Origin of the sequence: Amycolatopsis sp. lyj-112 (assembly GCF_046549055.1) — a bacterium.
Lineage (GTDB): Bacteria > Actinomycetota > Actinomycetes > Mycobacteriales > Pseudonocardiaceae > Amycolatopsis.
In genome coordinates this window covers 72,107-91,049 of sequence record NZ_JAJPWS010000014.1, presented here as the reverse complement: position 1 = coordinate 91,049, position 18,943 = coordinate 72,107, and the positions used below count along the sequence as shown (strand labels likewise).

The following is an 18,943-nucleotide window of genomic DNA, read 5'->3' as shown; positions in this document are numbered from 1 at the left end:
ACCTACCGCCACCGGTCGGGTGGCCTGACGGAACAAAGAGCCCGGTCGGCTTCCCGACCTCGGTCGGGATAGAGCCGGTCAACGCCTTGAAATCGCGGTTCAGGGTGTGCCCGGAGGACGAGGCGCCCCGGTCCATCGGGTTACCCGTGCTCGCGCTCTTCGCCGCGCACAGCGTGGCCCACGATTCGGCCGCGTCCTGACGTGGGTCGCGAACGTCAGCTCTGCCTAGAACTCAGTCGGCGAGTACCTGTTCGCGCAGGATGTCGGCGTGGCCGCAATGGTGGGCCAGTTCCCGCAGAACTTGCAGGTACACCCAGCGAAGCGTGCGCGGTCCTGCCCGGTGACCGGTCACGACGGTGTCCAGTGGCAGCTCCGCCACCGCGATCCGGGCCGTGGCGCAGGCCTCCCGGTGGGCTGCCGTGATCGAGGCGACGGTGTCGTCGTCGGAGAGCCGGAAGGATTCGTCCGGACTCCCCACCAGGCCGAGCTTCCGGCGGGACGTGCCGCCGACGCATTCCTCGAACCACACCCGCTGCATCCACGTGACGTGCTTGAGCAGCCCGAGCAGCGTCGTCGCCGACGGGACGAGCCGGCGGCGGGCCTGTTCCTCGGTGAGACTGTCGAGAGTCCTCTCGATGGCACCGCGATATTCCTCGATGAAGGCATCGAGCTGGGTGCGTTCGTCGTCCAGCGGCACATCGAACGAACCCATCGAATCTCCTGTCACGCCGACGGCCTCACGGCTCTTGCCGTACGAGTCGGCGTAAGTCAATCAGGCAGGCCATCGTGACGTCACCCGACAGTTCGTCGACGGCCACGGTCAGCTCGGTCGCGCAGGGTCGGCACCAGCGGTGCCGCGTGACCGGGTTGACGTGCATCGGCGAGGCGACGCACTGGTGGATCCAGCGTCCGTGCAGGTGGCAGGTCAGCCGGTCGTCCGGGGACAGGCGGCCGACGTCCTCCGCGTCGTCCTCCATCGCCAACAGAACCGGCAGGGTGCGGCTCGTCGGGTTCACCCTGATGGCCGAGGCCAGTGTCGTCGTGTTCATCGCGCTTCTCCTTCCGGCTCCTGCTAAGACGTCGAACAGACGGCGCCGGAAACGACATCGTGAGAGCCCTTTTCCCGAACCTCCCCCGGCTGGGTGATTTGATCTTGGTCGGCCGCAGCAAGGGGTCTTCGCGCGATCAAACCGTTACCCCATTCGGGTTATTGCCGCGTATCTTTCGGATCATGACGACCGCGATCACTTCACTGTCCACCGTGGACAGTCGCGGCCGCGGCTACCTGCTTCTTCCGCCTGCGGGCGGAACAATGCGCACGTTCGATCCCCTCGCCGGGGAGGCCTGCGCGGACGTCTGGGGCGTCGAATACCCCGGGCACGGGGATCGGCTCGCCGAGACCCCCGCCGCCGACGTCGAAGAACTGGGCGCGCGACTCGCCGCCGAAACGGCCGAGGATTTCGGCGCGGAATGGTTCTCCCGCACCACGCTGATCGGTTTCGGCTTGGGAGCCTTCGTCGCGCTGGAAGTGACCCAGCGGCTCGGGGTCGTCCCGGCCGCCCTGATCGTCGTGGACGCGTGCGCCCCGCAGCGCCGCTCACCGGACAAGAACGCCAAAGCCGGCGCCTCGGCCATGGGGCGGGTGTTCGGCCGCAACGGGCTCACCCCCGTCGCCGGGTACCGCGACTCGCCCGAGAGCTGGGAGTACGCGCTGGACCTCCTGCTCGGTGACCTCCAGCTGCTGAACGCCTATCGCGGGCCAGGGCGGACGCGCCTTTCGTGCCCGATCGCGGCGATGCGGGGCACCGACGATCCCGCGTTCGCCTCGGGCGACGACGGCACCGGCGCTTGGCGGGTGTGGACGTCCGGCCCGTTCGTGGGCCGCGTCGTGCCAGGTGGGCACCTGGGCGTGCTCGAGCCCGGACGCGAGGCCGAATTCTGGGCCCGGATCCACCGGCTGGAAGCGGCCTTCCTGAACGTCGAACCGGAAGTCGCCTAGCCCGCCTCAGGGGCACCGACTTACACCGGTGACGTCATCCGACGGTCGCCGCGCTCTTCGCCTCCCACCTAGCTTCGATCCCGTACCCAGAGCCGCACGGGAGGAACCGGATGCTCAGCAGGAGAAGGTTTTCGCAGGCCATCGTCGCCGCGGCGGCGGGCGCCACGCTCACGAGCTGCTCGTCGCGGCCTGCCGCGGCACCAGTGGCGGCGCCGGCCGCCACGGGCGGGAACACCTCGTTCGGCCCGCTGAAGCAGATCGACGCCGGCGAGCTGAGCATCGGGTACGCCGAAGCCGGACCGGCCGACGGTCCCGTGGTCGTGCTCCTGCACGGCTGGCCCTACGACATCCACAGCTACGTCGACGTCACCCCGCGCCTGGTGGCCGCCGGGTACCGCGTGATCGTGCCTTACCTGAGGGGATACGGGCCGACGCGGTTCCTGTCGAAGGACACCTTCCGCAACGGCCAGCAGTCCGCGATCGCCGCCGACGTCGTCGCGTTGCTGGACGCCCTCAAGATCGAGAAGGCCGTCTTCGGCGGTTTCGACTGGGGCGCCCGCACGGCCGTGATCATCGCCGCGTTGTGGCCCGAGCGCTGCAAGGCGCTGGTCTCGGTGAGCGGCTACCTGGTGACCAACCGGGAGACGAACAAACAGCCGCTCTCCCCTGCCGCCGAACTCGGCTGGTGGTACCAATTCTATTTCGCCACCGAGCGCGGCATCCTCGGCTACACGAAGAACACCCACGACTTCAACAAGCTGATCTGGAAGATCGCGTCGCCGAAGTGGAACTTCGACGACGCGACCTACGACCGCTCGGCGGCCTGCTTCGACAACCCGGACCACGTGGCCATCGTGATCCACAACTACCGGTGGCGGCTCAGCCTCGCCGACGGCGACCCGAAACTCGAAGCCCTGGAACAGAAACTGGCCCAGGGACCCGCGGTCGCCGTGCCCACGATCACCATCGGCAGCGATTTCGACGGCCCAGGCGCCGACGGCAAGGCCTACCGGTCGAAGTTCTCCGGCAAGTACGAACACCGTGTCCTGAACGGGATCGGCCACAACGTGCCACAGGAGGCGCCGGAGAACTTCGCCAAGGCGATCATCGACGTCGACAGACTCTAGTTCGTCACCGCGCTCCGGTGAGGTGTTCGAGGGCGAGCTGGGACAGGTGGACGAAACCGTAGCCGCGGTCCGCCGCACCGTCCGGGTCGAAGTCCTCGAACGCCGAGCGGTCGGCCAGCAGATCGGCCGCGGTCTCGCCGTCGTTGAGGGTCGGCACTCCCAGTTCGGGGACGAGGGCGACCTCCAAGGCGGCCTGCACCTCGGGGTCGGCCCGGAAGGCGCGAGCGCGTTCGGCGAACAGCAGGTAGCTGCGCATGTTGGCCGCGGCACTGGCCCAGACGCCGTCCATGTTCTCCGTGCGCAGCGGCTTGTAGTCGAAGTGACGCGGGCCCTCGTAGCCGCCGTGTTCCAGCAGGTCGACGAGGAAGAACGACGACAGCACGTCACCGTGGCCGAACACGAGGTCCTGGTCGAACCGCGGGCCGCGCTGGCCGTTGAGGTCGATGTGGAACAGCTTGCCCTGCCACAACGCCTGACCGACGCCGTGGACCACGTTCAGCCCGGCCATCTGCTCGTGCCCGACCTCCGGGTTCACGCCGACGATCTCGTGGTTCTGCAGGGTGGAGATGAACGCGAGCGCGTGCCCGACGGTCGGCAGCAGGATGTCGCCGCGCGGCTCGTTCGGCTTCGGTTCGAGGGCGAGCCGGAGGCCGTAACCCTGGTCGATCACGTACTGGGCGAGGAAGTCGATGCCCTCGCGGTAGCGGTCCATCGCCGTGCGGATGTCCTTCGCCGCGTCGGTCTCGCTGCCCTCGCGGCCGCCCCAGAGCACGAAGGTCGACGCGCCGAGTTCGGCGGCGAGGTCGAGGTTCCGCAGCACCTTCCGCAGCGCGTACCGGCGGACCGAGCGGTCGTTGCTGGTCAGCCCGCCGTCCTTGAAAACGGGGTGGCCGAACAGGTTCGTCGTCACCATCGGGACGGCGAGGCCGGTTTCGTCCAGCGCGGCCTGGAACCTCTTCAGGTGCTGCGCGCGCTCGGCGTCGCTCGAACCGAACGGGATCAGGTCGTCGTCGTGGAAGGTGATCCCGTAGGCGCCGAGGTCGGAAAGCCGGTGCACGGCCTCGACCGCGTCGAGCGGGCCACGGCTCGCCGAACCGAACATGTCGTTCGCCTGCCAGCCCACGGTCCAGAGCCCGAAGCTGAACTTGTCCGCACGCGTCGGTGCCTGAGCCATCACGCCTCCACCAATTAGTTTGATGCCTGAACTTATCCAGGCGCACCCCGGCGGGTCAAGGGGTTCGTTCAGGCATCGAACGAATACACTCGCGCGATGATCGGGACGCGACCGGCGGGACAGCACACCGTGCGGCAGCACAACTCCGCCCTCGTGCTGGGCGCGATCGCCGACGGGCCGGGCACCTCGCGAGCCGGGCTCTCCGCCGCGACCGGGCTCACGAAGGCCACGGTCTCCACCGTCGTCGATCGCCTCATCGCCGCCGACCTGGTGGCCGAAGGCGAGCCGGAACAGCGGGTCGGCCCGGGACGGCGCGGCACCGTCGTGTCGCTGTCCCCCACCGGACCGCACGGGCTCGGCATCGAGATCGGCGTCGACTACCTGGCGTCCTGCCTGGTGGACCTCACCGGCACCGTCCGCGCCGAGGAGGTCCGCTACGCCGACAACCGCACTCCGCGGGTCTTCCAGCGCGTGTCGGCGTTCCTGCGCAAGGCGCGGAAACAGGCGGAGGCACTGGGCGTGCCCGTCGGCGGTGTCGGCATCGCGGTCCCGGGCCTCGTCGAGTCCTCCAGCGGCCTCGTGCGGCTCGCGCCCAACCTGGGCTGGCACGACGTCGACCTCGCGGAGCGGCTGGGCGAAACGTTCACCGTCGGCAATGAAGCCAATTTCGCCGCGCTCGCCGAACTCTGGCACGGCTCGGCGTTGCCCGATTTCGTCCACGTGTCCGGCGAAATCGGGATCGGCGCGGGGATCGTGCTGGATCGCGCGCTGTTCGAAGGGGTGCGCGGCGCGGGTGGCGAGATCGGCCATCTGCCGGTGGCGCCGGACGGCCCGCCATGTCCCTGCGGCGCGAACGGCTGCCTCGAACGGATGGCGGGCCAGGAAGAGATCTTGCGGCTTTCGGGGGCGGCGTCGGTGGACGACCTGGTGTCCGCGCTCGAATCAGGGAAGGGCGCGGCGGTGTCCGCGGTGACGGCCGCCGCGGTCCACCTCGGCGTCGGACTGTCCACTGTGGTCAATCTGATGGACGTCCCCGCCGTGGTGCTGGGCGGAACCTACGCCCGGCTCGAACCTTGGCTGCGTGAGCCACTCCTCGCCGAACTGAAGCGCAGAGTGCCCAGTTCGGCGTGGTCGCCCGTACGAATCGTGCGTTCCCCGCTCGGCACCGGCGCCGCGGTGCGCGGCGCGGCCGGCGCGGTGATCCGCGGCATCCTCGCGGATCCCGAGCACTATCTCACGACTCACTGGCCATCCGATCAGGACGCTCAGGGTCGATGACGCCGGGCAGCATCGGCTCGATCGCCTGCGCCCGCTCCTCGATGTCGGAACGCCGGACGCGACGGGCGTAAGCGATGAGGTCGTCACGGTCCTCCCGCAGGAGCCAGCCCTGCTCGCAGCCGGTCTCCAGCCGCACGAGGTGCCGCACCAGTTCCTCCGACTCGGCCCCGAAGTCCCGCATGCTGCGCGTCAGGAGCTCGGCCGCGCCGACGTAACCCGCGTTCCACGCGTGAACCGCCAGCAACTGCGCGGTCGCGGCCATGATGTCGCCGAGATGGAACCCGCCCTCCGCGGCGAGATGCCCGGCCAGACGGAAACTTCGCCTACCCTCGCCGACCGGCCCCTCCTGCCGAATGGCCTCGAGCAACGCCCCGATCTGTCTCGTCAGGTAATCCTGGCCCGCGTCTTCCACCGTCACCGCATTCCTCCACCCAGCCGCCGTGATGGAACCAAGGTGTCAACAAAACGGGCACCAGATACATCGAATGCCGAACTGTTATCACCCGAATGGGCTTGGCGGCCCTGCAGCTTCGTCAACAGGGAGCCACCGCTCCCTGGGTACCGGCGGGGCACCACCCCGGATGGCCTCGCAACCACTTGTCCCGCTCCGCTTCGCCGTCGCGCTGAGTAATCCCGTGCGGCCCGTGGCACGACGGGTGAGCATAGAACCCGCCTGTATTCGGCGCGATGGCGGAAGGCGTTACAGGGAAGACGTTCCGAAGGTCAGCTTGTGGTGGCGGTGTTGATCGCCCGCGCGTAGTCGGCCGCCGTGCCCGAGGACGAGCACTTCTTGATGTCGTCGTAGAGCCACATGAACCCGCCGGGGATGCCCGCGGACGACTTCCACGAGCGCATCCGGCTCTCGACCTGCGCCGGCGAGTTGCCCGCGGAGCAGCCGGAGCCGTTCTTGCTCCACAGACCGGGATCCACCGGCATGCCCAGCGACTGCGTCCAGGTCGCCGGGTTGTTGCCGCTCCCGCCCGCGTAGGCCTGGAGGTACACGCGGTCCACCAGCCCGCCGAGCCCGTTCTTCACGCCCTGCCAGTACGAGACCGCGGTGTACGGGGCCAGCGTGAAGTTCCGGTATCCCATCGCATTCGCCATCCGCGCGAAGGTGACGGTGGAGTCGACGTCGTAGTGCGATTCGTCGTCGTTGTTGATCGCGTCCGCGCCGGTCGCGTTCTTCAGTGCCAGGAAGTTGCGGTACAGAATGGTCCCGCTGCCCGTGCCGTCGCGGGTGATCAGGTTGTCGATCGCTTCCCAGTCCGGCGTTCCCCAGGCGCCCACCGAGACCTCGATCCGGTTGACCGACGTCGGCGCCTGCTTCAGGGTCCGCAGCCGCGCAGGCCAGCCGGAGTCACCGACGTATTGCCCGTTGGAGACCACAAGATGGTCGTTGTAGTAGAGATCGCCGTTGTCGTGGACGTGGATGCTCCACAGGATGACCGTGGTGAACCCGGACGAGCGCAGGACGTTCATGACAGCCTGTCCGTCCTGATAGAACGGTCCCCCGCCGTAGATCGCGGACCGCCCGGCCGCGGTGGGAGCCACCTGGGCTTCGGCGGCGCTCGGTTGACTCGTCTGGACGATCGAGAAACTCGTCGCGGCGACCAGGAGGGCCACTATCGCACGCACCCAGGTCCACCTCATGAGGTCAGCTCCCTTCGGCCTGACCGGAAGGGTATGAGATTTTCCAACGCGACAGCCAGGTTTGTTCACTGACCTGTCCAGTGGAATAGACCATTCAGCTCACGACACCAGTCGTTCGGCCACCAGCAGGCCTCCGACCACGATCATCGACACCCCCGAGATCCGGGAAACGATTCGCGACATGGAGGGACGCGCACGCAGGAGTGCTTGCGCCGCCGTCCCGACCACCGGGTAGACCACCGCGCAGGTCCCGGCGAAAGTGAGGCCGAGGACGGCCATCTGCACCGGCACGGGCCAGTTCGCCGCCGGGTCGGTGAACTGCGGCAGCAGTGCGACGAAGATCAGCAGCCCCTTGGGGTTGAGCCCGCTGACCGCCATCCCCGCCAGCACCGTGCTCACCGCACCGCCCTTCGACTCGGGTGCACTGCTCGGCGTCGCGGGATCGCGGACCGTCTTCACGCCCAGCCAAGCCAGGTAGAGGCCGCCGACGACAGTGAGCGCACTCAGCGCCGCCGGCGTCGAGGCGATGAGGATGCCCACTCCCGCGGCCACTACCAACGTCATGACGAGATAGCCGAGCACGATCCCGCCGGCCGCGGGCAGGACGCGCCGCCGCAGCCCGGCGCTGATGGCGAAGGCCCAGTCGGCGCCGGGCACCGCGATGAGGAGGGCGGCGACGCCCCAGAAGGCGAGGACAGATCCGAGAGGCATCCTCGAAAGCTATTGCCGATCGGCCCAAAGGTGCTTTCAAGTTCTGCCTGCTCAGGAGCGGATAGTGGAAGAATCTGCCCCATGGACGACGTTGACCGGAAGATTCTTGCCGTGCTCCAGCAGGAGGGCCGTCTGACGCTCACCGAGCTGGCCCAACGGGTGCGGTTGAGCGCGTCGCCGTGCCACCGGCGGCTGCGCGCACTGGAACGCGACGGGACGATCCTCGGCTACCGGGCCGTGGTCGATCCCGCCGCACTGGGACTCACCTTCGAGGCGCTCGTGTTCGTCACGATGAGGCAAGAAGACCGCGAGACGCTGCTGGGCTTCGAAGAAGCCGTCGCCCGGATCCCGAACGTCCTGCTGGCCCAACGGTTGTTCGGCGATCCCGACTACCTGCTCCGCATCGTGACCGCCGATCTCGCGGCCTACCAACGGCTCGAAGACGACGTCCTCTCCGCACTGCCGGGAGTCCAACGGCTGAACTCGACGCTGGTGATGAAGCAGGTGGTCAACGACCGCGCCTTGCCAACCCTGAACTCGTGAGCGGTCGCCTGGGTGGCGCAACACGGCACTGGCGTGACCAGACACGTGACTCGCGTGATCAGAGACGGAACTCGCGTGATCAGACGCCGTACACCCCCAGCGCGGCGTCCAGTCACGCGAATCACGTGCCCGATCACGCGAGATCCGTGCCTGATCACGCGAGTCACGCCTTCACCCTTGTTGACCCCGCCCACCACCACGACACGTTTGCCTTACCCATCAATTACCGTCACTACCACTCACGAGGGGCAACGCCGGCTTGCTCTTCGAAGATCAGCCAGGTCCGGGTCGAGCGCACGCCGTCCAGCGCCTGTAGCCGTTCCAGGACGACATCGCTCAGCGACGCGTTGTCCGGCGTCCGCACCAGCAGCAGGATGTCGAAGTCTCCGCCGACCAGGGACACGTGCTCGACGTACGGGATCTCCCGCAGCTCGGCCGACATCGTGCGCCATGACGTCTGCTCGACGGTGATCAGGATGTACGCGCTCGTCCCCAGCCCCGCCCGCCGCGGGTCGATCCTCGCTCCGAAGCCGGTGATCACGCCTTCGGACACCAGCCGGTCCAGCCGCGCGTAGGCGTTGGTGCGCGAGATGTGCAGCCGTTCCGCCAGTGCGCGGACGGCGAGCCTGCCGTCGGCGGAGAGTTCGGCGACGATCGCGCGGTCGATGTCGTCGAGGGCAAGGACCGTTCGTCCCGGATGCGATCGGTGAGCCACGCCACTATCGGACGTTTGGTCCCACTGAACCGATCCTGCGGACAGTTTGTCGCTCATTTCGCTCACCTCTTGAACACTGAGACTTCGGAACCCACTATCTCAGCATCATATGTCTGCGAAAGGTGGTGTGTGCGCATGTCGCGGGAGACCTCAGCCGCCGCGTTGCTGCCGTCCACGGTCCCGGTGCGTTTCCTCGCCGAAGACGGGTCCCGTGTCGATGAGCACGACGGCTACGACCAGCCGCCCGCCGACCGCCTCGTCGAGGCCTACCGGCTGATGGTGCTGGGCCGCCGGTTCGACGTCCAGGCGACCGCGCTGACCAAGCAGGGCCGCCTGGCGGTCTACCCGTCGAGCGCCGGCCAGGAAGCCTGCCAGGTCGCGAGCGCACTGGCCCTCACCGACGCCGACTGGCTCTTCCCCACCTACCGCGATTCGGTCGCACTGGTCGCCCGTGGGCTCGACCCGGGCGAGATCCTGACGCTGCTTCGCGGTGACGCGCATTGTGGGTACGACCCCGCACTCACCCGGGTCGCGCCGCAGTGCACGCCGCTGGCCACCCAGACGCTGCACGCCGCCGGGCTCGCCCACGCGATGCGACGCCGCGGCGAAGAGGCCGTCGCGTTCGCGCTCATCGGGGACGGAGCCACGAGTGAGGGCGACTTCCACGAAGCGCTCAATTTCGCCGCCGTGTTCAAGGCGCCTGTCGTCTTCTTCGTGCAGAACAACGGTTTCGCCATCTCGGTGCCGTTCGAGAAGCAGAGCGCGGCGCCCGCGCTGGCCTACAAGGGTGTCGGCTACGGCGTCCGTTCGGAGCAGGTCGACGGCAACGACGCCCTCGCGGTGCTCTCGGTGCTGGACTCCGCCGTCGCCCACGCGCGCTCCGGCCTCGGGCCGGTCCTGGTCGAGGCGCACACGTACCGGATCGACGCGCACACCAACGCCGACGACGCCACCCGCTACCGCGACCAGGCCGAGGTCGAGAAGTGGCGCGCGGCCGACCCGGTCCGCCGCCTCGAGACCTATCTGACGAACGAGAACCTGGTGTCCGAAAAGGACATCGAGCGCTTCCGCGCCGAAGCCGAGACCTTCGCGGCCGGCGTGCGCGACACGCTCAACGCCGACGTCGAGCCGGATCCGCTCTCGCTGTTCGAGCACGTCTACGCCGAGCCGACCCGTCACCTCGTCGCCCAGCGCGCCCAGGTCGCCGCCGAACTCGAAACCTTGGAGGCCTGATGACCCAGCTCTCGATGGCCCAGGCGCTGAACGCCGCCCTGCGCGATTCCCTCAAGGACGACGACCGCGTTCTCGTCTTCGGCGAGGACGTCGGCCCGCTCGGCGGCGTCTTCCGGGTGACCGACGGCATCACCGCCGACTTCGGCGAGGAGCGCTGCTTCGACACTCCCCTGGCCGAGTCCGGGATCGTCGGCTTCGCGGTCGGGATGGCGATGGGCGGGTTCCGGCCCGTCGTCGAAATGCAGTTCGACGCCTTCGCCTATCCCGCGTTCGAGCAGATCACCTCGCACGTCGCGAAGCTCCGGAACCGCACCCGCGGCGCGCTTTCGCTGCCGATGGTGATCCGGATCCCTTACGCCGGCGGGATCGGCGGCGTCGAACACCACTGCGATTCGAGCGAGGCCTACTACACGCACACCCCCGGCCTGCGTGTCGTCACGCCCGGCACCCCACAGGACGCCTACGACCTGCTGCGGGACTCGATCGAATCGCCGGACCCGGTGATCTTCCTCGAGCCGAAATGCCGTTACTGGTCGAAGGAATCCGTGTCCTTCACCCGGGACAACGCGCCGATGGACCGCGCGGTCGTCCGGCGTGAAGGCAAGGACGTCACGCTGATCGCCTACGGCCCGATGGTCGCGACGGCACTGGAATCGGCGGAAGCGGCGACCGCCGAGGGCTGGGACGTCGAGGTGGTCGACCTCCGGTCGCTGAACCCGTTCGACGACGAGACCGTCACCGCTTCCGTGCGCCGCACGGGCCGCGCGGTCGTCGTCCACGAGGCGGCCGGGTTCGGCGGTTACGGCGCCGAGGTGGTCGCGCGGATCACCGAGCAGTGCTTCCACCAGCTGCACGCCCCCGTTCTGCGGGTCACCGGACTGGACATCCCTTACCCGCCGCCGAAACTGGAACGCCACCAGCTGCCCGACGTCGACCGGATCCTCGACACCATCGCCCGGCTGCAGTGGAACGACGAACCGGCGGTGGCCGGTGCCTGACTTCCTGCTCCCGGACCTCGGCGAAGGACTGACCGAGGCCACGATCGTCAACTGGCTCGTCGCGGAAGGCGACACCGTCAGCATCGACCAGCCCGTCGTCGAGGTGGAGACCGCGAAGGCCGCGGTCGAGGTACCGGTGCCGTTCGCCGGCGTCGTCACCCGCCTCCACGGCGAGCCCGGCCAGTCGCTGCCGGTCGGCTCTCCCCTGCTCAGCATCGGCCCCGGGTTCTCCGAGCCCGGCGTGACGACGGCGAGTGAGGGCAGCGGCAACGTCCTCATCGGCTACGGCACCACGACCACGACGCGCCGCCGCCGGACCCGCACCGTCGTCACGCTGCCGCCGAAGGCGCCGGGCGTGATCTCGCCGTTCGTCCGCAAGATGGCTTCGGACAACGGGATCGACCTGTCCCGGGTGACCGGGAGCGGGCCGGGCGGCATCATCCGGCGCGCCGACGTCGAGGCCGTGCTGACCGTGCCCGAGCCCCGGGCCGCGACCCGGGACGGCGAGACGCGCATTCCGCTGACCGGAGTGCGCAAGGTGGTCGCCGACAAGCTGACGACCTCGCGGCGCCAGATCCCCGAGGCCACGGTCTGGGTGGACGTCGACGCGACCGAACTCGTCGCCGCGCGGAAGTCGCTGAACGCGGCGACGCCGGACCGCCCGGTCAGCATCCTCGGCCTGATCGCCCGGTTCACCGTCGCGGGCCTGCGAAGGTTCCCCGAACTGAACTCGCGGGTCGAAGGCGACGAGATCGTCCAGCTGCGCGACGTCAACCTCGGGTTCGCGGCACAGACCGACCGCGGTCTCCTGGTCCCGGTCGTGCACGGTGCGAGCTCACTGTCCACAAGGGAGCTTTCAGCCGCGATCGGCGAACGGACGGCGAATGCCCGTGAGGGCAAGCTTTCGCCGTCCGGTCTCACCGGTGGCACCTTCACGGTGAACAACTACGGCGTGTTCGGAGTGGACGGTTCGGCCGCGATCATCAACCACCCGGAAGCGGCCATCCTCGGCATCGGCCGGATCATCGACCGCGCCTGGGTCGTGGACGGTGCCCTCGTCCCCCGGAAGATCTGCGAGCTGACGCTGGCGTTCGACCACCGGGTCTGCGACGGCGGGACGGCCGGCGGGTTCCTGCGCTTCATCGCCGACTGCGTCGAGTCACCGGTCACCGCCCTGGGAGACCTCTAGCCCGTACAACCCGTGGTTGTGACCCGCCAACGACCCGTTGTTCGACTCCGGGGTCCGATCTTGCTTTGATCTCGCGGGTGAGAACGCGGTCGCTGGGGCGACGATTCGGGTGGCTTTGGGCGGCGTACGCGGCCAGCGCCTTCGGCACGAGGTTCGCGTTCGACGCGTTCAGCCTCATCGCCATCGTGGCGCTGGGCGCCGGGACGACCGAGGTCTCGCTGCTGGCGGCGGCCGGTCTCGTCGCGGGCGCCGTGGTCGCGCTGCCGCTCGGGCCGTGGGTGGAGTTCCGCCGCAAACGGCCGGTGATGATCGCGATGGACCTCGTCCGGTGCGTCGCGTTGCTGACGATTCCGGTGACGTACGCGCTGGGATCGCTCGGCTTCGGCCAGCTTCTCGTGGTGTCGGTCATCGTCGCCGCGGCCGACATCACGTTCCTGGCCGCTTCCGGCGCCTTCCTCAAAACCCTGGTGCCGCCGGAAGACCTGCTCGTCGCGAATGCCCGGTTCGAGTCGACGACCTGGACCGCGACCGTGCTCGGCCCGCCGCTCGGCGGGTTCGCCGTCGGCCTCTTCGGGCCGGTGACGACGATGGCCGCCGACGCGTTCAGCTACCTGCTCTCGGCGGCGGGGATCCGCGCGATCGGCGGTTCCGAGCCGCCACCGGCGGAGCGGGAAGCCACCCGGCTACGGGGCCGTGACCTGGTCGAAGGATGGCGCTTCATCGTCGTCCACCCGGTGCTGCGGCCGCTGTTCCTCAACACGATCGTCGTCAACGCCCTGATCATGGCGACGGCGCCGCTGCTCGCCGTCCTGATGCTCGGCCAACTCGGCTTCGCACCGTGGGAGTACGCGGTGGCCTTCGCCGTTCCGTGTCTCGGCGGGCTGGTCGGGTCGAGGCTCTCCAGGAGTGTCGTCGCCCGGTTCGGGCGGGACCGAGTTCTGCTGGTCGCCGGTTCCCTGCGGGTCTGCTGGCCGGTCGGGCTGGTGTTCGTCCATCCCGGATTTTCGGGGCTGGTGCTGGTCATCGTGGTGGAGTTCGGCCTCATCGCCTGTATCGGCCTGTTCAACCCCGTTCTCACCACCACCAGGCTCGACCAGGTGCCCGCCGACCGGGCGGCGCGCACCCTGTCGGCCTGGGCGATCGCCGGGAAGCTCACCACCGCGGCCATGACCGCGCTGTGGGGTCTGCTCGCCGCGGTCACCGGTCCGCGCGCCGCGATCGGTGCCGCCGGGGTGCTCATCCTGGCGACGCCGCTCCTGCTGCCCCGAAACCGTCGGACCGCTGTGCCAGGATCGGCGCATGGCGATCAAGCGGGTGGTCCCGAACCTCGAAACCCAGTCGTTGGAGCAGGCGAAGGCCTTCTACCAGCGAGTGCTCGGCTTCGAGGTGGTGATGGACCACGGATGGATCGTGACGCTGGCCGACCCGAACCGGCCCGAAGTCCAGTTGAGCCTCATGACCCATGACGAAACCGGGCCCGTCGTCCCGGTGGCCTCGATCCAGGTCGACGACGTCGATGCGAGCTACGCCGAGGCGAAGGCGTCGGGTGCGGAGATCGTGCACGAACTGACCGACGAGCCGTGGGGCGTCAGGCGGTTCTTCGTCCGCGACCCCGAAGGCCACGTGGTCAACGTGCTCTCCCACCTGTGACGGCATTCGGCGCAGCGCGTTGGTCCTGACGGCGGGTTTCATCAAAATTTCATGACGCATCCCTAACGTTCCGACACGCACCGTAGTCGAACGGAAGGGACGATGAATGTGAAGAAACTCAGGGGGGTCCTCCTGGCGGCCGCGCTGGCCACCGGGTTGATCGGCGCCACCGCGCCGGCGGCCCAGGCCGATCAGGCGCGGTACTACATCCTCATCGGCGGCACCTGCGACGGCGCCGCGACCGTGTACAACGACGCCTGGTTGCGGGGAGGCATCCGGAAGGTCGTGCACTATCCGGCCGGTGCCGCCGGGCTGCCCAACTGTGACCAGACGCCGATGGACCAGAGCGTGGCACGCGGGCACGAAGAGGCACGCCGCGTGGTTCAGAGCTCCTTCGCCGAGAACCCGGGCGCGGAGTTCACCGTCGTCGGCTATTCGCAGGGCGCGCTGGTCGCGAACCTGGTGCTGAACGACATCGCCGACGGGAACCTGGGGGTGGACAAGGGCCGGTTCAGCGCGAAGATCTTCGCCGACCCGATGCAGCCCGTCGGTCCGCCGGGACGCGGGATCAGCGCGGTGCTGCCGCCGGGTGCCGGGGCGCCGTCGCCGTTCGGCGGCTACATCTCGTTCGGCCCGGGCCGCACCGATTTCGGGGGCATCCCGTTCATCCGCTACTGCATCGAGACCGACGGTGTCTGCCACTTCGACACCTTCGAAGCTCCGGGCGGGTACTTCGCGCAGCACCTGTGTTACCAGTGGGCGCGTCCGGCGGATCACCGTTCGATCATGGAAGACACGATCGCGGACGGCGTGTACACCAACGGATCGCACGCGTTGCCGCGGCAGAACTGCCGTCCGCCGCATCCCGCGCCGTGACCGGGTGAAGACGGCTGTCCCCCGGCGCCCGATCGGCGGGTGACAGCGACACTAGCGATGGCCCGCCCACAACGTCGTGGGCGGGCCATCGTCGTACTACCGGACCGGCAGCCCGTCGGGCGCCGGGGCGTGACCGATCGGCCGGGCGGTGAACGTGCCCCGGCCCTGGGTCCGGCTGCGCAGCCGCGTCGCGTAGCCGAACAGTTCGGCCAGCGGCACGGTCGCGGTGACCACGGTCGTCCCCGCGCGCACCGTCGAACCCAGCACCCGGCCGCGCCGGGCCGCGAGGTCACCGAGCACCACGCCGACGGCGCTTTCGGGCACGGTGACGGTGACCTCGACGACCGGCTCCAGCAGCGTCATCGCACCGGCGCGCAACGCCTCGCGGAGCGCGAACCGCCCGGCCGTACGGAACGCCATCTCCGACGAGTCCTTCGTGTGCGTGGCGCCGTCGACCAGCGTGACCCTCACACCGGTCACCGGATGACCGCCGAGCGGCCCCTCGGCCAGCGCGTCACGGCAGCCGGCTTCGACCGCGCGGACGTATTCCTGCGGCACCCGGCCACCGACCACAGTGGACCGGAACGCGAACTCCCCTTCCTCCAGCGGTTCGGTGTCGAGCACGACGTGGGCGAACTGCCCGGCGCCGCCGTCCTGCTTGACGTGCCGGTAGACGAAACCGGACACGCCACGAGCGACCGTCTCGCGGTAGGCGACCCGCGGCCGCCCGACGCCGACGTCCAGGCCGTGGTCGCGGCGGATCTTCTCCACCGCCACCTCCAGATGCAGTTCGCCCATCCCCGAAAGCAGGGTCTGGCCGGTCTCGCGATCGGTCCGGATCACCAGCGACGGGTCCTCCTCGACCAGTCTCGCCAGCGCCGCCATGAGCCGCTCGGCGCCGGTGCCCGTGCGGGCTTCGACGGCGACCGACACCACCGGATCGGCGACGACGGGCGGCTCGAGCAGGAGCGGAGCCGACGGCGTGCACAGCGTCGCGCCGGCGCGGGCCGACTTCAGGCCGACCACCGCGACGATGTCACCCGCCACGGCGCTGTCCACGCGGGTGTGCCGGTCGGCCTGGACCCGCAGGATGCGGCCGATGCGTTCGGTACGGCCCGTACCCACGTCCACCACCACCTCCGAAGTCCGGATCGTTCCCGAATACACCCGCACGTAGGTCAACCGCCCGGTGGCGGTCGAGTTCACCTTGAACACCAGCGCCGCGAACGGTGCCGACGGATCGGCGGGCCGCTCCTGGTCCGTGCCGTCGTGCTCGCCCCGCACCGGCGGGACGTCCGCCGGGGAAGGCAGATAGGCGACGGCGGCCGCCAGCAGTGGTTCGACACCGCGATTGCGGTAGGCCGAGCCGCACAGCACCACGACGCCGTCCCCGGTCCGGGTCAGGTCGCGCAGGGCCGAGGCCAGCGTCTCCGCCGACACCGTCGACGACTCACAGAACTCCTCCAGCGCGGCCGGATGGAGTTCCGCCACCGTCTCTTCGAGCAGACGGCGCCGCCGGTTCGCTTCGTCCACAAGGGACTCCGGAACCGGGCCTTCCTCGGCCTTCTCGGCGCCATCGGCCCAGACGAACGCACGCAGACGCAGCAGGTCGACCACGCCGGTGAACTCGTCTTCCGCGCCGATCGGCAGCTGCACCACCAGCGGATGGGGATGCAGCCGCTCCCTGATCGACTCCACCGCCGCGTCCAGATCGGCGCCGGCGCGGTCCAGTTTGTTGACGAACGCGATCCGGGGCACGCCGTGCCGGTCGGCCTGCCGCCACACCGATTCGCTCTGCGGTTCGACCCCGGCGACACCGTCGAACACCGCGATCGCGCCGTCGAGGACACGCAGCGACCGCTCGACCTCGTCGGAGAAGTCGACGTGGCCGGGGGTATCGATCAGGTTGACGCGGTGGCCGTCCCACGTACAGCTGACGGCGGCGGCGAAAATGGTGATGCCACGATCTCGCTCCTGCGAATCGAAGTCGGTGACGGTCGTGCCGTCATGGACCTCACCTCGTTTGTAGGTGGTGCCGGTGACGAACAGGATCCGTTCGGTGAGGGTGGTCTTCCCCGCGTCGACGTGCGCGAGGATGCCCAGGTTGCGGACGGCGGACAGCGGGATGCGGTGCGGGTCGGTGCGCATGGCACAGGCCTTTCGGAATGATCTCCGGAGAAACTCGGACGGCGCGATTCCGGGACGAACGCGAGCAAGCGCCCTGTTCCGTTGCTTGGCAACAGAAAAGAGCGAGCTACGGCGAAGGTCAGGCGTTCGTCGCGGTGCACCGGTGCCGGCCGCGCGGCCGGTACCGGGCGCCCGGAGACACCAGGATCACTTCGTAACGGGTGCGGGGGACGACGACGGCGTTGCGATGACGCACTGTCCTGCCCCTTCCTCGTCACGGCGCGCCGAGGCGCGATCCGTGGCGAGTGTAGCCGCTCCGAAGTGGACGCGGAACCGCGTTTTTGGATCACGGGGTGGATCACCGGGGTGGATCAGCTTATGTCAGGGCCGTGTCAGGGCGGTGTCAGGACCGTCGGCGATCGTGGTCGCACCACACCACCACGAGAGGAAATCCGATGAGTCGAACGGTTCCCATCCCGAACGGCCTCCCCATGGAGCGCGATGCGGGCCCCTTCGACCCGCCCCGGGCGATCACCGAGCTTCGTGAGGCCCGCCCCGTCAGCCCTCTGCTCTTTCCCGACGGTCACGAGGGCTGGCTCGTCACCGGCTACGACGCTGTCCGCCGGCTCATGGCCGACACCCGCTTCAGCTCCCGCCAGGACATCGGCATCCTGCACGTGCCGTACGAAACCCCCGGCATGCCCGCCCCCACCGAGCCGTCCCCGCCCTTGCCGGGCATGTTCATCGCGATGGACCCGCCGGACCACGGCCGGCTGCGGAAGCGGCTCACCGGCGCCTTCACCGTCAAGCGCATGAAGCAGCTCGAAGAGAGCATCATCGAAGTCACCGAGCGGCAGCTGGACGCGATGGCGCTCCTCACCCCGCCGATCGACCTGGTCAAGGAATTCGCGCTGCCGGTGCCGTCCCTGGTCATCTGCGAACTGCTCGGTGTCCCTTACGCGGACCGGGAAAGCTTCCAGGGCAACTCCGCCCAGTTCATGGTCAAGGACCAGACCCTGGAAGAGAAGATGGCCGCGTACATCGGGATCAACACCTACCTCACCGAACTGGTCACGCGCAAACGCGCCGACCCCGGCGAGGACATCCTGTCCGACCTGGCCCGCCACGACGACCTCACCATCGAGGAGCTGACCGGCGCCGCGTTCCTGCTGCTCCTCGCGGGCCACGAAACCACCGCGAACATGCTGGCGCTGGGCACTTTCGCGCTCCTGGAACACCCCGAGCAGCTGGCCGAACTGCGCGCCGACCCGGACCTGCTGCCCAACGCCGTCGAAGAGCTCCTGCGCTACCTGTCCGTCGCCGACATCTTCTTTCGCTACGCCACGGAGGACATCGAACTCGGCGGGGAGACCATCGGCAAGGGCTCGACGGTCATCGTCTCCCTGCTGGCCGCCAACCACGACCCCGGGCACTTCGAGAACGCCGGCACGCTGGACCTCCATCGCAAGGCCCGCGGTCATCTCTCCTTCGGACACGGCATCCACCAGTGTCTCGGCCAGCAACTGGCCCGCATCGAGATGCGTGCCGGTTTCGAGGGACTGCTGCGCCGCTTCCCGGCTCTCCGGCTCGCCATCCCCGCCGGTGAGGTGAAACTCAAGACGGACATGAACATCTACGGCGTCCACGCACTGCCCGTCACCTGGACCTCGTAG

General features: G+C 69.0%; 19 protein-coding genes. 11 read left to right on the top strand and 8 right to left on the bottom strand.

Annotated features, from left to right (window positions below):
• Positions 1-232: 232 nt before the first annotated feature.
• Both ACLJRL_RS33730 and ACLJRL_RS33725 read right to left on the bottom strand, forming a co-directional pair.
• A complete protein-coding gene (locus tag ACLJRL_RS33730) occupies positions 233-712 on the bottom strand; it encodes a DinB family protein (RefSeq protein WP_410660402.1) in 480 nt (159 codons plus the stop codon).
• A 25-nt stretch (positions 713-737) separates the two neighbouring features.
• Positions 738-1,049: a hypothetical protein gene (locus ACLJRL_RS33725; RefSeq protein ID WP_410660401.1), complete on the bottom strand. Its 312-nt coding sequence runs from the start codon at positions 1,047-1,049 to the stop codon at positions 738-740.
• A 182-nt stretch (positions 1,050-1,231) separates the two neighbouring features.
• Here ACLJRL_RS33725 and ACLJRL_RS33720 point away from each other — a divergent pair, with 182 nt between their 5' ends.
• Complete coding sequence (locus ACLJRL_RS33720; protein WP_410660400.1) at positions 1,232-1,999, top strand: thioesterase II family protein; 768 nt, start codon at positions 1,232-1,234, stop codon at positions 1,997-1,999.
• A 110-nt stretch (positions 2,000-2,109) separates the two neighbouring features.
• On the top strand, positions 2,110-3,126 hold the full coding sequence (locus ACLJRL_RS33715; protein WP_410660399.1) for an alpha/beta fold hydrolase: 1,017 nt from the start codon (positions 2,110-2,112) through the stop codon (positions 3,124-3,126).
• A gap of 4 nt (positions 3,127-3,130) precedes the next feature.
• Here the strand turns inward: ACLJRL_RS33715 and xylA are convergent, their stop codons facing one another.
• Positions 3,131-4,300: a xylose isomerase gene (xylA, locus tag ACLJRL_RS33710; RefSeq protein WP_410660398.1), complete on the bottom strand. Its 1,170-nt coding sequence runs from the start codon at positions 4,298-4,300 to the stop codon at positions 3,131-3,133.
• A gap of 96 nt (positions 4,301-4,396) precedes the next feature.
• On the opposite strand from xylA, the gene ACLJRL_RS33705 reads away from it, so the two are divergent.
• The gene (locus ACLJRL_RS33705; protein ID WP_410660397.1) at positions 4,397-5,578 is read left to right on the top strand and encodes an ROK family protein; all 1,182 of its coding nucleotides are present in this window, start codon (positions 4,397-4,399) and stop codon (positions 5,576-5,578) included.
• On the opposite strand, the gene ACLJRL_RS33700 is transcribed toward ACLJRL_RS33705, so the two are convergent.
• From ACLJRL_RS33700 to ACLJRL_RS33690, 3 genes are all read right to left on the bottom strand, one after another.
• Positions 5,535-5,996, bottom strand: a complete 462-nt coding sequence (locus tag ACLJRL_RS33700) for a hypothetical protein (protein ID WP_410660396.1) — start codon at positions 5,994-5,996, stop codon at positions 5,535-5,537. The genes ACLJRL_RS33705 and ACLJRL_RS33700 overlap by 44 nt on opposite strands.
• A 305-nt stretch (positions 5,997-6,301) precedes the next feature.
• On the bottom strand, positions 6,302-7,213 hold the full coding sequence (locus ACLJRL_RS33695) for a lysyl endopeptidase (RefSeq protein WP_410660395.1): 912 nt from the start codon (positions 7,211-7,213) through the stop codon (positions 6,302-6,304).
• Between the two features lie 114 nt (positions 7,214-7,327).
• On the bottom strand, positions 7,328-7,939 hold the full coding sequence (locus tag ACLJRL_RS33690; RefSeq protein WP_410660394.1) for a LysE family translocator: 612 nt from the start codon (positions 7,937-7,939) through the stop codon (positions 7,328-7,330).
• An 81-nt stretch (positions 7,940-8,020) separates the two neighbouring features.
• On the opposite strand from ACLJRL_RS33690, the gene ACLJRL_RS33685 reads away from it, so the two are divergent.
• Entirely contained in the window at positions 8,021-8,482 is a 462-nt protein-coding gene (locus tag ACLJRL_RS33685) for an Lrp/AsnC family transcriptional regulator (protein ID WP_410660393.1), read from the top strand.
• A gap of 232 nt (positions 8,483-8,714) precedes the next feature.
• On the opposite strand, the gene ACLJRL_RS33680 is transcribed toward ACLJRL_RS33685, so the two are convergent.
• Positions 8,715-9,197, bottom strand: a complete 483-nt coding sequence (locus ACLJRL_RS33680; protein ID WP_410660392.1) for an Lrp/AsnC family transcriptional regulator — start codon at positions 9,195-9,197, stop codon at positions 8,715-8,717.
• Between the two features lie 135 nt (positions 9,198-9,332).
• On the opposite strand from ACLJRL_RS33680, the gene pdhA reads away from it, so the two are divergent.
• The 6 genes from pdhA (at position 9,333) to ACLJRL_RS33650 (ending at position 15,143) form a co-directional block, all read left to right on the top strand.
• Positions 9,333-10,430, top strand: a complete 1,098-nt coding sequence (pdhA, locus tag ACLJRL_RS33675) for a pyruvate dehydrogenase (acetyl-transferring) E1 component subunit alpha (RefSeq protein WP_410660391.1) — start codon at positions 9,333-9,335, stop codon at positions 10,428-10,430.
• Positions 10,430-11,428 (top strand): alpha-ketoacid dehydrogenase subunit beta, encoded by a 999-nt coding sequence (locus ACLJRL_RS33670; protein ID WP_410660390.1) that lies wholly within the window; start codon positions 10,430-10,432, stop codon positions 11,426-11,428. Before pdhA ends, ACLJRL_RS33670 begins: the two co-directional genes overlap by 1 nt.
• The gene (locus tag ACLJRL_RS33665) at positions 11,421-12,617 is read left to right on the top strand and encodes a dihydrolipoamide acetyltransferase family protein (RefSeq protein WP_410660389.1); all 1,197 of its coding nucleotides are present in this window, start codon (positions 11,421-11,423) and stop codon (positions 12,615-12,617) included. Before ACLJRL_RS33670 ends, ACLJRL_RS33665 begins: the two co-directional genes overlap by 8 nt.
• Before the next feature lie 77 nt (positions 12,618-12,694).
• A complete protein-coding gene (locus ACLJRL_RS33660) occupies positions 12,695-14,083 on the top strand; it encodes an MFS transporter (RefSeq protein ID WP_410660388.1) in 1,389 nt (462 codons plus the stop codon).
• Positions 13,989-14,267 carry a VOC family protein gene (locus tag ACLJRL_RS33655; RefSeq protein ID WP_410660387.1) on the top strand — a complete coding sequence of 93 codons (279 nt, stop codon included), beginning with the start codon at positions 13,989-13,991 and terminating at the stop codon, positions 14,265-14,267. The genes ACLJRL_RS33660 and ACLJRL_RS33655 overlap by 95 nt, the downstream gene beginning before the upstream one ends.
• A 102-nt stretch (positions 14,268-14,369) precedes the next feature.
• Positions 14,370-15,143, top strand: a complete 774-nt coding sequence (locus tag ACLJRL_RS33650) for a PE-PPE domain-containing protein (protein ID WP_410660386.1) — start codon at positions 14,370-14,372, stop codon at positions 15,141-15,143.
• A gap of 96 nt (positions 15,144-15,239) precedes the next feature.
• Here the strand turns inward: ACLJRL_RS33650 and fusA are convergent, their stop codons facing one another.
• The gene (gene fusA / locus ACLJRL_RS33645) at positions 15,240-17,291 is read right to left on the bottom strand and encodes an elongation factor G (RefSeq protein WP_410660385.1); all 2,052 of its coding nucleotides are present in this window, start codon (positions 17,289-17,291) and stop codon (positions 15,240-15,242) included.
• A 434-nt stretch (positions 17,292-17,725) separates the two neighbouring features.
• Here fusA and ACLJRL_RS33640 point away from each other — a divergent pair, with 434 nt between their 5' ends.
• A complete protein-coding gene (locus ACLJRL_RS33640) occupies positions 17,726-18,943 on the top strand; it encodes a cytochrome P450 (protein ID WP_410660384.1) in 1,218 nt (405 codons plus the stop codon).